Below are 13,794 nucleotides of genomic sequence, written 5' to 3'. Positions count from 1 at the left end.
TCCTGACATACTCAACAACAGGAAGTTTTACCACCACAGCAACTGGTGGAAGCTAAACCCACCTTTTCCAGCGGTATACCAAACCAGCGAGCCAGTTCAGCGCGTTTTGGGTATCGCCCGGCCATCACCGTTTCACCATCCAGTAACAGCAGCGGAAGCCCTTCAGCTCCAGAAGCTTCAAGGAAAGCTTTCGCTTTTTCGTTCTCAACGAAGCTCATCGGCTGTTGCGCCAGGTTAAAACGTTCGATCTGGACCCCACGCCCTTTCAGCCATTGCGCATCAGCAGAAAAATCGACCAGAACCTGATCGACATCTGAACCACAAACGCCGGTACTGCAGCACATCGCCGGATCAAACACCGTTAACGTTTTCATCTTTAACACCTCACATTCGTAAAAACATATATGTACAGGCAAATTTTTTAGATACAAACAGCCTTACCGCTGCCAGAGCAGTTGGCTGATGCCAGCTTACGGGCGATGGCCTGTACGTCGTCCTGTTGGCTTAACCAGGCCTGCTCAATCACCTGAGCAGCCCAGGAAGGAATATGCGGAGATAAGCGGTAATGAACCCATTTCCCCTGCTTGCGATCCAGCAATAGGCCACTTTCCCGAAGCATTGCCAAATGGCGGGAGATCTTGGGCTGTGACTGTTCTAGCGCAGTGCAAAGGTCGCACACGCACAGCTCTCCCATCTCTCTGAGCAGCAGTACGATCCCTAGACGGGTTTCATCGGAGAGGTTTTTGAAGAGTTGTAAGGAGAACAACGTCATTTTTTATTCCTTTTCAATCAGTTATCTATAATCAACATTACCAAATATATAATATCACATATGGGAAATCGAATGTGAACAAAATCTAAATCTTAGAGTAAGTGCCTCATAAATTATGAACAACACGAGAGATTGGTATCTTTTTTTGTAACGAGTTACTGAATAAAAATGCGCCACAGCTATTTACATGCTCTTTATAAGGTATTAATTTCAAGGAATTATCTCCGTAAGGGACTATGATATGACCACCACTGTAAATTTATCCAATACAGATGATCTCATGAACCATTTGCATTGGTTTCAACAAACAATTCAAAATCCGGCGGCAAAATCGCATCGTGGCGTAGCCATCAATTATTTGGATTTGAGTGAGCGAAGAGATTCATTTATTCGAGAATTAAAAAGTACGGCATCAAGCTGGGTATATTCAAAAAAAAGGTACAGTACAATTCTAAACAAAGAGTTGGAATCGAGGAACCAAGACGTCCAAAATGCAATAAGCTATCTTCATGAAGTAATGACACTGAAATTTAGAAAAGGCTGCCCACAAGGACAGTATGGTGAACTCTTATTATTTAATTTTATACAACACTTTTTTAAAGCAGCTCCGCTATTGAGAAAAATGCCAATAACGACAAATCCAGGATTAGAACGGCACGGCGCTGATGCTATACACTATCTTAACAATGGCAATAATCAAATATTTTTTTTGGGGGAATCAAAATGTTATGAATCAAAGTATAAATTTAACGAGGCGCTTACTTCATCTGTAAACAGCATATTGAATTCAATTCAGAACATAGAAAATGAATTATTGCTTTATAGATATGATGATTTTATAGAGCCAGAGTTACAATCTATTGCAGACAATTTATTAAAAGGAAAATTAAAAGACCCCGTTTTCGAACTTGTTTGTCTGATTGTCTATGAAGAAAATAAAAACACAACGGCACCTAGCGCACCAGAGATAAGAAAAAAAATTGAGGAATGTGTAACGGAGAGATGGAATAACGTAAATAAAAATCTATATTCTAACTTTAACATTGCATACATTAGCAGAATACATTACATCGTTTTCCCATCATGGTCGTTATCTAATTTATTAAGCAATTTCGAAGGATAAGTTATGAATGATAAGTCTGTAATTATGAATTTATTATCTTTCGAGTTAAGAGATTTCGCAATCCGTCTAAATTTAATAGACGGCGAGAGGAAGAAATTAGATAGAGAGTTATTACTAAGTGCACTGAGATTTTTGAACAAAATTGCAAACAGTGCTATCGACGATGATAATAGACAGCTAGCAATGATAACTGTCTCTTTAATTTGGACGCATTGCCATGAGGAGGATAAAGATACTTTAAGACAGATCATTTCCCCAACACTATCTTACATTGGGTTTTCACCCAGCAATAAAATGATGGATGAGTCATTAAAAAATCATGGTATTTACTCCTATTATGGAAGTTACTTTGATAAATTAAAAATTGTTGCAGACGAATTAAAAAACAAAATAACAATTAATAACAATGATTATATCCTAACAGAATTCCAGCATGATCTTTGGGACGCGATAGACAATAACAAAATAATTGGCATTTCCGCTCCAACATCGGCGGGAAAATCATTTTTGTTGTACTTAAAGACAATTCAATTATTAGGGAAAGGTGCAACAAAAATTGTTTATGTTGTACCTACTTTAAGTTTAATAAGCCAAGTTACTACAGATCTGTCCAATCTCTTCAAAATCCATAAAATTAAAAAAATTGATATACTAAATTCATTTGAGGAAGGAAGGGAAAACTTTGTCTATGTGTTAACGCAGGAAAGGGCAATATCTGTTTTTTCACAAGAAAATATTGACAGCTTAGACTTGTTAATAGTTGATGAAATTCAGAATATAGAACGTGCAGACAACGATAATAATGACAGAGCGAAAATCCTCTATGATGTCTTAATGGATGTAAGAACTGATATACAAGTTGAAAAGATAATTCTCAGTGGCCCACGCTTGAAAAACATTGGTGGTTTGAGCTTTGATATCTTTGGTGAAATATCTGAAGAGAAAAAAACTGATGTGCCCCCAGTATTAAGTATCACATACTCTGTATCACAAGAAAGCGATATATATTACATCAATCAGTACTCACCATTTTCATTACGGCCTATTTCGCTTCCAATAATTAATATAAACTTAATAAAAGGCATGGGAGCATCGCAATACAATTCAGCATTTAATTCTTATTTACACGGTATACTAAAAAAACTAAATGATGATAGCAATATAATTTTCTCACCAACAACAAGGCAAGCTCGAAAATCGGCAAAAGAATACTGCGAAGTTTCCCCTCTAATTTCCACTACTAAGTTAGAAAGTCTTTCATCATATCTTAAAAATTCCGTTCATAAGCACTATGAACTTGCAGAATTTGTTAGCTATGGTATAGCCTACCACACTAGTAGAATTCCAATGCACGTCCGTAAAAGTATTGAACATGCTGTGTCAAAGTGCTACATAAAAAATCTCTTTTGCACTACAACATTGATGCAAGGTGTAAATCTACCAGCGAATAATATAATCATAAGAAACCCTAATTTATTTGTGCGAAAAGGAGAAACTTCAGCGAAATTATCCCCCTATGAATTTGCAAACCTAAGAGGAAGAGCTGGCCGGTTACTTACAGATTTTGTCGGCAGAACAATTGTCTTAGATGAAAACTCATTTGAATCGCATAGAGAAGAAAATGAGACATTATTCTCAAATGAATATAAAGAAATCAAGACAGGCTATCATGATTTGTACTTGAGAGATATTGATTACATTAATGAGAAATTAGACAATTCCTCTTTAGTATCTACAAATAATTCTAAGAGCATTATTACATATATCCGCCAAATGTGTTTCAGGCATGGGTCTGATGCCTTATCAAGATTAAATAACGTCGGTATATTTTTAGACGATTCATATGTTAAAAACATCACCTCAGGTCTTGGGAATATTTCTGTACCTCGAGAAATTATTTTGCAAAATAGATACTGGGATCCATTTGATTTAAATGAATTATATTCATTCATTAAAAAAACTAATGTTTATATTCCATCTGCTATATTCAAGGTCGATCTGTGTAATATTTTCTTGTCATGGCTAAAAATAATGAGAGACCGTTTCAATTATTACTTCGAAAGATATATTGGCAAAATTCATGATGATAAATTTTTATTCGGAATAGCAAAAAGTGCTGAGGGATGGGTACGAGAGAATTCATTGAGTGAAATATTGGAGAACAGATTCCCAACTTACAACAATGAATTGCATGAAAGTCTAGATAAAGAAATTGATAAATTAACGAAACATGTAAGCTTCGGATTACCTATGTTACTGAAACCTGTTGCTGACATATGTGATAGCAGCAGCATCATCTCACAAATAGAATTAGGTCTGTACAGCGAGATATCTCGATATCTAAGTGATAGAGGTGTTCCTAGGGAAACAGCCATTAAGATTAGAAAATTTCATACAGAGCGAAAATTGCAAAATCTGGAACTAGATAAAATAAAAAATGAGTTAAATGAATGGGAAATACAGCATATTTCTCATTTATTATAATACGAATTTCGACTTGTATGTGACATATATTAAGTTATTTACCATATGGGAGTTATTCTTGACTCCCATTACCGAATAATTAGGTATAACCATCGTCATTCAGTTAATACGATCATACTCATATCGTTGATTCAACTTTCTTAATTATTCAAGGTATGGAAGTGATTTTCCCAAGCTTATCCTATATCGAGCACTGATAATATTCAGGGATAGAACAATAATAGCCTTATCTAATCTCGGAGACTGTTTGTATTAAGTGTATTAGCCCTTAAAGTTATATTGCATCAAAACAGTTTCTGCTGCCGTACCAAGAAATGCACGAACAGTAGTAAAGAAAGGTTGCAACATATTGTTAGTGTCGCGGATAAGATAAGCATGAGCCAATGTTTGCATCCGTTGTTGAATTTCCACATCATTAATCGCAGTATCACCATCAGGGAATAGCTGTTCAGTTAATATTGATATAACTTCAACCCTGAACTCTTGGAGTTTTGGTGTATTCAATTTCAATAAATCAATAGACTGTTCAGCTTTAGATCTTAATTCAGCAGGACATAGCTCGGACACCATAATATTCCCATTTGCGAAATCAAAAGAAAATAATGCAGGGAAGGCTGGAATATCATCAATAGGATTTAAAATAAGCTGAGTCCAGTCATGATTAGATTTATCCACATCGCAACAAAAAACAGGGTTAGTGTAGCGCCTATGCGCATCTACCACATATCGAGCATTACCACCGGTACAGCAACCTAAGAGATTTGGCCAGAAAAGTGCGTAATTAATATTGTCATTTCGCTTTTCACCTGGTTCTGGGTTCTCCGGATAAAAATGTTCAACCCTAAAATCGTTAAGAGCACGCCCACCAGCATCTTTTAAATCAATTTCGCAATAGACACAGATCCCCCCTTGATCAGTAATTAGAGCATGTTTTACCTTTCGATTAGCTTCTGCGCCAGCATTGCGTGTGAAACCATTTTTCCAATCATCATCAGGATAAATACTTTTATACTCTAGTAGCTCATCTGGTTCATTACCCTTAAGGATTATTTTCATTTATTATTATCTCTTCTATATTTACGCAAACGAACATCCATCTGCAATTGTCTAATAATGGGATCCCAATTACGTCCCCATTTTTCTACGTCTCCCCACAGTGTTATTGCTTCTTCAGTATCCCATTTATCTTCTTGGACTAATTCCTTATAGCGTTCCAAATTCTTAACTTGAGTAGCTTCATCTGGCCGTGAGTTTACCGCAAATATTTCTTCAAGCACCTGTTTCGCTTCAGCTCCGAGAGAGAACTCAGGTTCAGTGACGCTTAATATTCCAGAAGCATCCGTCTTGAGAATTTTGATACATTCAGGAGGTACAGTGGTTACAACTTGTGGACTATGAGTAGTCAAAATTAATTGTAATCCGGGAAATACATCACGTAGTTTAAAAACAACCTGCTGCTGCCATTTAGGGTGAAGATGTAATTCTATTTCATCCACAAATACAACCCCATATCCTTTTAGCGCATCAACTCCTTTCTGTGGGTTGAGTAATACAAGTCTACGACTAATGTCACTCACCAGAGAGAAAAGTGCTTTTTCCCCTTGAGATAAAGCAGAGGCTGAAATAGAAATACCATTTTTATCCAGCATCAATCGCACAGACTCAGAACTTACATCTAATCTAATGTTATCTATATCCAAGAAACAACTAATTGCATGTTTTACTATACGAACGGATTCAGGATCAGAATTAATAACTTTAGAATTAAGACGTTGAATTTCTCTAGCCTGCGTGTCGAGCTCTTTTTTTAGCTTGTTACTCAATTCAGACTCATTTTTTAATGATTCAGGGAGTAACTCATAAATTTTAAGTGTATTATCATATACAGCTTTGTGTTCATTAAGAAGAATTAAATCATCATTTTTTTTCGAACCAGTACTGGCATCATGGATAACTAGCCAATCGATAAAATCTTTAAAGCTTCGATACTCATCAAAGCATTTATTATAAGCATCTAATTTAGTAAATGTAGTTAGTTCACTACTATCATACTGCTCATTTTTTATTTCTTGAGAGCGTGAAACCGAATAATAAGCAAATAAAGGTAAGCAGGTAGTTTCTGTTGCCACGCTATCTACGTACTGATACATTAGCGCAAGGTTGCGAAACGCCGCTAGTTCACTGCGTTGATTTTCAACACTGTTTTTGCTTTTATTAAGCTTGATGCAGAAATCTGTATTATCATCGAGATAAAGTGTCGAACTTATTTCACATGTTCTTGAAGTAGGGTGATTGTTAATCTCACTAATTTCTATGTGCTTACCGGCACCACCTGTTCGGATGCCATTGACGATCCAAGATGCCATTTTCACCATGCCATCTAAGATGGTCGTTTTCCCACTTCCGTTTACACCAACGAAAACATTCAGATTAGGGTCAAGTTTTATACGACTGCGAAGTTTACGGATACCTCTAAAGTTAATAACTTCAAAATTACTGAAGTATGGTCTTCTGTTACCCAACTGATTAACTATATTAGCTAACAGTTGTTTCTTTTTATTTTCATTCTGTTCTACAGAATAACGCCCGCTGCCATACCATTCAGCAACTTCATATTGATCGCCTAAATTTCCTCTTTCAGATCCAGCCAATTTTTCTGATGCAGTTCGTGTAATCTTATTTTTTTTGTTCTCAGTCATCGTTCCAATTTCCTGATATAATAGATTGGATAACTTTATCAGAATACTTTTTCCGCATACTGATGACAAACGTAGGTTCAATATTTGATGCCCAAGAAAGCAATCCCTGTAATTTCTTTGTTTCAACAATATTTAGTTTCTTTAAGCAATGCTGATGAATTAAAGCAGAAATCATTCGCTTACGCTGTCGACCTAAAGACAATCTTCCTTCATTAGTGATTGTCACGCCGGTAACATGCCTATTATGTGCCTTAGATGAAAATCGAGTTTTTGTCTGGTTTGTTGAAAATTTACCATTATAGGTATTTGTCAAAACATAAGTCACAAGATCTGGTATTTTGAACAAAACATCCTGTACATTTGTCGAGAAAAATAGGTCATCAGCATAACGCGTATAGGTAACGGCTAATGATTCACAGATTTTATGTATAATATTATCAAATTCATACATGACAAAGTTGGAAATTAAGGGCGAAGTGGGAGCCCCTACGCTAAGAATAAGACGACCAGTGCTGGTTTTACTAGGACTCCAGAATGTACACTGCTGAATAAATAACAGATCTTTTACTGCCAGTGTGATTCGATGCCTCCGTAACTCTGCAACAAAAATATCAACATCTATACTATTGAAAAAATTATACAAATCCATTTTTAATAAATATGGATTGCTGGCGTGGGCCTTTGCATTCGTTTTTACACTCGAAGATACCCTATAAGCAGTCGCTGCATTATGCACGGGTAACAAGCTAACAAGATGTAGATTCAGGTCTCTTTGGAAGGCTTTCAGCATCGCGGCGGGGTGGGCTATTACTCGCTTCCCACCATTTCGCTTCGGAATACTGTAGACTTTGTACATTTTTGGACCAGATCGCGTGATTAAAGCAAGGTTATGTCCGATGCGTGCAACTCTTTGTTCCGTGCTTAATTCACCAACGGATGGCACAGTGGTTTGGAGCCAAGCCTCAACGAATGGCGACGTTACAAAAAAATTTGTTATTTTTTTCATTGCCCTACGCCTATATACATGCCCCTGAACGGGGCATGTGAGTACTCTTTACTGAAGGAAGCGAAAGTCTCGCAACCTGAGTGAGGAACGAGCTCTGGTTGCGAGACTTTCGCAACCAAAATGACGTTCAATAAGTTTGAGTCTGGCTAAACGCCCGACTAGCCCGATGAATTGAGCCTAAGCTAAAGAGTACTGCTATGGTATCAGCCATGCTTAAGGTTAACAATGCCCATCCCTACTAGCGATTTCTCGGCTTAATCACTACGGTGACAGCATATTTCGTACATTAACAGTTACTTTCCTTTCACCAGACGAGAATTTGTCAGTCCAATGAGATCATGGTTTCCAATTCTGTCAGTATTATCAGCATACCACTGCATCATCTCCCTCCTACCTTCCAGATACAACGCATGATTGTACGTCCCGCGAATCGCATTCTTATCGACATGCGCAAGCTGGGTTTCAATCCATGCCGTATTGAACCCTTCCTCGTGCAAAATCGTACTCATCGTGTGACGGAAACCATGCCCCGTTACCTTCCCCGTATACCCAATCCGTTTGAATACCTGATTAATACTCGCTTCACTCATCGTTTTACGTGGATCATTGCGCCCTGGGAACACCAACGGATATTGCCCGGACATTACTTTGAGCTGCTGTACGATTTCCAGCGCTTGGGTAGAGAGGGGGACAAGGTGAGGCCGTTTCATCTTCATACGCTCTGCAGGGATTTCCCACACCGCTTTCTCAAGATCAAATTCACTCCAGAAAGCACCTCGGAGCTCGCCAGTACGAACTCCCGTAAGGATCAGCAGACGAGCGGCGAGAACAACTAACGGGCTTCCTGTGTAGCCAGCGAGAGCTTTAAAGAAGTCTGGTAACTCCTCAACAGTCAGGAAGGGATAATGCTTTGATTCATGCCCTGACATCGCGCTGGTTAGATCTGCCGCAGGATTGTATTCCGCACGACCGGTCACGATGGCGTAACGAAAAACTTCGCTGCAGCGCTGGCGAACCTTCTTGGCCTTCTCTGTCGCGCCACGGCTTTCCATTCGACGTAGCACATTCAGCAGAACCAAAGGCTTGATGTCATTCACCGGCAGTTGGCCAATATAAGGGAAAATATCTTTATTGAAGGCTTCGATAATGTCGGAGGCATAGCCTTCTGACCACCGGCTCACCTTCGTTCCGTGCCATTCAAGTGCCACAGCCTGAAACGTATTATTGAGCTGCACATCGCGAACCAACTTTTCTTCTTTCTTGGCAAACGATGGGTCGATACCTTCGGCCAGCTTTTTCTTGGCTTCATCACGTAGTGCCCTCGCTTGTGCAAGGGACACTGCCGGATAGACACCAAAAGCCATACGCTTCTCTTTTCCATTGAAGCGATATTTCATCCGCCAGTATCGAGAACCAGAAGGAACAACTTCGAGATACAAGCCTGCACCATCTGCTAGCTTATAGGCTTTCTCTCTGGGTTTAGCAGCATCTACCTGTCGTGCATTAAGCTTCATTGGGGGCATCTCCCTGGACCGAACAAAGAATGCCCCCACTTATGCCCCCAACTGCGACTTGATTTCGGTTGAGCCCAGTTGATAACAGGAGATAAGATACGGGCCAGAAACCGCATTATACGGGCTTTTAGTTGATTTCGGTAGACTTGGGAAGAGTTTGAAATGGTGCCGATAATAGGAGTCGAACCTACGACCTTCGCATTACGAATGCGCTGCTCTACCAACTGAGCTATATCGGCCCTGAGAGGCCGGTTACGAGTGTAACCACGGGGCAAAAGGTTAGATCTATCCGGGTGATGCGTCAATGCCCTTTTGAATCAAACGGCTATTTTTGCATCACCCGTGATTATTTACGCACGAATCGTATCGTCACCGAAGCCGATCCACTTGTACGTGGTCAGCGCTTCCAGACCCATCGGACCGCGCGCGTGCAGTTTCTGCGTGCTGACCGCCACCTCAGCGCCGAGGCCGAACTGGCCGCCGTCGGTGAAGCGGGTGGAGGCATTCACATACACCGCAGAGGAATCCACTTCGTTCACGAAGCGATCGGCATTGCGCAGGGTGCGCGTCAGGATCGCGTCAGAATGCTGCGTCCCGTGTTCACGGATGTGCGCAATGGCGTCGTCAAGATCGGCAACAATTTTCACGTTCAGATCCAGGGACAGGAACTCATCGTCGTACTGCTCCGCTTTGACGGGAACAACGTTAGCCGGGCCATCCTGAAGCAGTGCGAGCGCACTGGTGTCAGCATGCAGCGTCACGCCGCTCTCCGCCATCTGTTTGCTCAGGGCTGGCAGGAAGGTGTTCGCAATATCCTGATGCACCAGCAGCGTTTCTACAGTGTTACAGGTGCTTGGACGCTGGGTTTTCGCGTTAACGATAATCTTCAGCGCCGGTTCAATCTCAGCGCTGTCGTCGACCACGATATGGCACACGCCGATACCGCCGGTGATCACCGGAATCGTCGACTGCTCGCGGCACAGCTTGTGCAGGCCCGCGCCGCCGCGTGGGATCAGCATGTCGATGTATTTGTCCAGGCGCAGCATTTCGTTGACCAGCGCGCGGTCTGGGCTCTCGATCGCCTGTACGGCACCCGCCGGTAAACCACATTCTTCCAGCGCCTGCTGTATAACTTTCACCGTCGCGGCGTTAGTGCGCCAGGTCTCTTTCCCACCGCGCAGAATAGCGGCATTGCCGGTTTTCAGGCACAGGGAGGCGACATCCACCGTCACGTTTGGACGAGCTTCATAAATAACGCCGATAACGCCGAGCGGCACGCGGCGGCGCTCCAGGCGTAAACCGCTGTCGAGCAGCCCGCCGTCGATGACCTGCCCTACCGGGTCAGCCAGATTGCAGACCTGACGCACATCGTCGGCGATGCCTTTCAGGCGTGCCGGATTCAGCGCCAGACGGTCGAGCATCGCTTCGCTCAAACCGTTACGACGCGCTTCCAATAAATCCTGCTCGTTAGCGAGCAAAATCTCCTGGGACTGTGATTCCAGATAATCAGCGATTTTTTCCAGCACGCGGTTTTTCTCGCGGCTGGAAAGGAGCGCCAGTTTGTAAGAGGCGGCCTTCGCGGCTGCGCCCATTTGTTCCAGCATGTTCTGGCTCCTTAACGAATAATCATGTCATCGCGATGTACGGCAACCGGGCCATATTCATAGCCCAGAATGGCGTCGATCTGCTGTGAGTGGTGACCCGCGATGCGGCGCAGGGCATCGCTGTTATACCGGCTTACGCCGTGGGCGATGTCGCGGCCTTCGAGGTTACGGATACGGATCACTTCACCACGGGAGAAGTTGCCTGTCACGCTTTTAATTCCTTTAGGAAGTAATGAACTTCCTCTTTCCAGAATCGCGGCGGTTGCCCCTTCATCGACGACGAGTTCGCCAGCAGGCGGCGCGCCAAATATCCAGCGCTTGCGGTTTTCCAGCGGAGATTCCTGGGCGTGGAAGCGGGTACCGACGGAGATGCCTTCCATCACGTCACCAATCACGCCAGGGCGGCTGCCCGCCGCAATGATGGTGTCGATACCGGCGCGGCATGCGACGTCAGCGGCCTGCAGCTTGGTTCCCATACCGCCCGTTCCGAGGCCTGAAACGCTGTCACCGGCGATGGCGCGCAGCGCATCGTCGATACCGTGCACGTCGGTAATCAGCTCGGCATCCGGGTTGGAGCGCGGATCGGCGGTGAACAGCCCCTGCTGATCGGTCAGAAGCAGTAATTTATCGGCACCGGCCAGAATCGCGGCCAGCGCCGAGAGGTTATCGTTATCACCCACTTTGATTTCAGCGGTAGCAACGGCATCGTTCTCGTTAATGACCGGAACAATATTGTTGTCCAGCAGCGCGCGCAGGGTATCGCGGGCGTTAAGGAAGCGCTCTCTGTCTTCCATATCCGCACGCGTCAGCAGCATCTGCCCGACGTGGATACCATAGATGGAGAACAGCTGTTCCCAGAGTTGAATGAGTCGGCTTTGCCCCACGGCGGCCAGCAGCTGCTTGGAAGCGATCGTCGCGGGGAGTTCGGGGTAACCCAGGTGTTCACGCCCGGCGGCAATCGCCCCGGAGGTCACAATCACAATACGATGCCCTGCGGCATGTAGCTGAGCGCACTGACGTACAAGCTCAACAATGTGGGCGCGATTTAGGCGGCGCGATCCGCCTGTTAAAACACTGGTACCGAGTTTTACCACCAGCGTCTGGCTGTCACTCATGATTCTCTGCCGTTCAACGATAAGGGAAAGTAATGTCGAACGAACGTTTTAACAGGAGTCAGCCCCGTTGCCAACTGCCTTAGCACATCGTGAAACACTTTGTTGCGCGGGATCAGGAAGCCTAGCGGGAAAGTTTGACACTTTTATTACCGAAATAATAAATCACAATTTTTTAAAATTATTCTTAGTTTGTCATAAAAGTTTCATTCCAGAACGATAAAACCCTTCCTGTTTTTTCACGGGACTTAAGCATGAGCTTATCGTCCAGCGAATTTTTTTAGCGCGTTTATAAGACAGGATCGAAAATGAAAAAGAGCACTCTGGCATTAATGGTTATGGGCGTAGTGGCTTCTGCATCCGTTCACGCAGCTGAAGTTTATAATAAAGATGGTAATAAACTGGACGTGTACGGCAAAGTGAAAGCCATGCACTACATCAGTGATGATGCCACCAAAGATGGCGATCAGACTTACGTTCGTTTCGGTTTTAAAGGCGAAACACAGATTAACGATCAACTGACGGGCTATGGCCGTTGGGAATCTGAATTTGCAGGTAACAAAGCTGAGAGCGACTCCTCTCAGAAGACGCGTCTGGCGTTCGCTGGTCTGAAACTGAAAAACTTTGGTTCACTGGATTACGGTCGTAACCTGGGTGCCCTGTATGACGTCGAAGCATGGACCGATATGTTCCCTGAGTTCGGCGGCGACTCTTCCGCGCAGACCGATAACTTCATGACCAAGCGTGCTACTGGCCTTGCGACCTACCGCAACACCGACTTCTTCGGCGCGGTTGACGGTCTGGACATGACGCTGCAGTACCAGGGGAAAAACGAAAACCGTGACGCCAAGAAACAGAACGGTGACGGTTTTGGTACCTCTCTGACCTATGACTTCGGCGGCAGCGATTTCGCCGTTAGCGGTGCCTACACCAACTCTGACCGCACCAACGCTCAGAACCTGCTGGCGCGTGGCCAGGGTCAGAAAGCAGAAGCCTGGGCAACCGGTCTGAAATATGATGCAAACGATATTTATCTGGCTGCAATGTATTCTGAAACCCGCAATATGACGCCAATTTCCGGCGGGTTTGCAAATAAAGCACAGAACTTTGAAGTTGTTGCACAATATCAGTTCGATTTTGGTCTGCGTCCGTCCCTGGGTTATGTCCAGTCTAAAGGCAAAGATATCGAAGGTATTGGTGACGAAGATCTGGTGAAATATATTGACGTTGGCGCGACCTATTACTTCAACAAAAATATGTCCACCTTTGTTGATTATAAAATCAACCAGATTGACGACAAAAATAAACTGGGCGTGAGCAGCGATGACATCGTTGCCGTGGGTATGACCTACCAGTTCTGATGATGCGAAATAAAAAAAACCGGCTTGATGCCGGTTTTTTATTGCCCGGTGGCGCTACGCTTACCGGGCCTACATGATCGTTCGTTTTTGTAGGCCGGGTAAGGCGAAGCCGCCACCCG

At 43.2% G+C, this 13,794-nt stretch carries 11 protein-coding genes and 1 tRNA gene; 3 read left to right on the top strand and 9 right to left on the bottom strand.

The window, feature by feature from the left end; genetic code table 11:
• Window positions 1–11: 11 nt before the first annotated feature.
• Entirely contained in the window at window positions 12–374 is a 363-nt protein-coding gene (gene arsD / locus V1566_RS07380) for an arsenite efflux transporter metallochaperone ArsD (RefSeq protein ID WP_395305468.1), read from the bottom strand.
• 47 nt (window positions 375–421) lie between these two features.
• The gene (arsR, locus tag V1566_RS07375) at window positions 422–772 is read right to left on the bottom strand and encodes an As(III)-sensing metalloregulatory transcriptional repressor ArsR (RefSeq protein ID WP_131010185.1); all 351 of its coding nucleotides are present in this window, start codon (window positions 770–772) and stop codon (window positions 422–424) included.
• Between the two features lie 241 nt (window positions 773–1,013).
• Between arsR and V1566_RS07370 the strand changes: the two genes are divergently transcribed.
• Together V1566_RS07370 and V1566_RS07365 are read left to right on the top strand one after the other, a co-directional pair.
• A complete protein-coding gene (locus tag V1566_RS07370) occupies window positions 1,014–1,895 on the top strand; it encodes a DUF1837 domain-containing protein (protein ID WP_395305467.1) in 882 nt (293 codons plus the stop codon).
• Between the two features lie 3 nt (window positions 1,896–1,898).
• Window positions 1,899–4,379, top strand: a complete 2,481-nt coding sequence (locus V1566_RS07365) for a DEAD/DEAH box helicase (RefSeq protein ID WP_395305466.1) — start codon at window positions 1,899–1,901, stop codon at window positions 4,377–4,379.
• A gap of 261 nt (window positions 4,380–4,640) precedes the next feature.
• Here the strand turns inward: V1566_RS07365 and ptuB are convergent, their stop codons facing one another.
• The 7 genes from ptuB to proB all read right to left on the bottom strand — a co-directional run bounded on the left by ptuB (window position 4,641) and on the right by proB (window position 12,317).
• Complete coding sequence (gene ptuB / locus V1566_RS07360; protein ID WP_395305465.1) at window positions 4,641–5,435, bottom strand: retron Ec78 anti-phage system effector HNH endonuclease PtuB; 795 nt, start codon at window positions 5,433–5,435, stop codon at window positions 4,641–4,643.
• Window positions 5,432–7,078 (bottom strand): retron Ec78 anti-phage system effector ATPase PtuA, encoded by a 1,647-nt coding sequence (gene ptuA / locus V1566_RS07355; protein WP_395305464.1) that lies wholly within the window; start codon window positions 7,076–7,078, stop codon window positions 5,432–5,434. Before ptuA ends, ptuB begins: the two co-directional genes overlap by 4 nt.
• Window positions 7,071–8,084 carry a retron St85 family RNA-directed DNA polymerase gene (locus V1566_RS07350; RefSeq protein WP_395305463.1) on the bottom strand — a complete coding sequence of 338 codons (1,014 nt, stop codon included), beginning with the start codon at window positions 8,082–8,084 and terminating at the stop codon, window positions 7,071–7,073. Before V1566_RS07350 ends, ptuA begins: the two co-directional genes overlap by 8 nt.
• Window positions 8,085–8,377: 293 nt before the next feature.
• Window positions 8,378–9,598 (bottom strand): tyrosine-type recombinase/integrase, encoded by a 1,221-nt coding sequence (locus tag V1566_RS07345; RefSeq protein WP_395305462.1) that lies wholly within the window; start codon window positions 9,596–9,598, stop codon window positions 8,378–8,380.
• A 163-nt stretch (window positions 9,599–9,761) separates the two neighbouring features.
• Window positions 9,762–9,837, bottom strand: a tRNA-Thr gene (locus V1566_RS07340).
• Between the two features lie 111 nt (window positions 9,838–9,948).
• A complete protein-coding gene (proA, locus tag V1566_RS07335) occupies window positions 9,949–11,202 on the bottom strand; it encodes a glutamate-5-semialdehyde dehydrogenase (protein ID WP_395305461.1) in 1,254 nt (417 codons plus the stop codon).
• An 11-nt stretch (window positions 11,203–11,213) separates the two neighbouring features.
• Entirely contained in the window at window positions 11,214–12,317 is a 1,104-nt protein-coding gene (proB, locus tag V1566_RS07330) for a glutamate 5-kinase (protein ID WP_061715910.1), read from the bottom strand.
• 305 nt (window positions 12,318–12,622) lie between these two features.
• Here proB and phoE point away from each other — a divergent pair, with 305 nt between their 5' ends.
• Window positions 12,623–13,675: a phosphoporin PhoE gene (gene phoE / locus V1566_RS07325; protein WP_032646978.1), complete on the top strand. Its 1,053-nt coding sequence runs from the start codon at window positions 12,623–12,625 to the stop codon at window positions 13,673–13,675.
• The last annotated feature ends 119 nt before the right edge of the window (window positions 13,676–13,794 follow it).

It is taken from the genome of Enterobacter sp. ECC-019 (assembly GCF_043974075.1).
Lineage (GTDB): Bacteria > Pseudomonadota > Gammaproteobacteria > Enterobacterales > Enterobacteriaceae > Enterobacter > Enterobacter asburiae_D.
The sequence above is the reverse complement of the archived record's forward strand: the minus strand, read 5'-3'. Positions and strand labels throughout refer to the sequence as shown.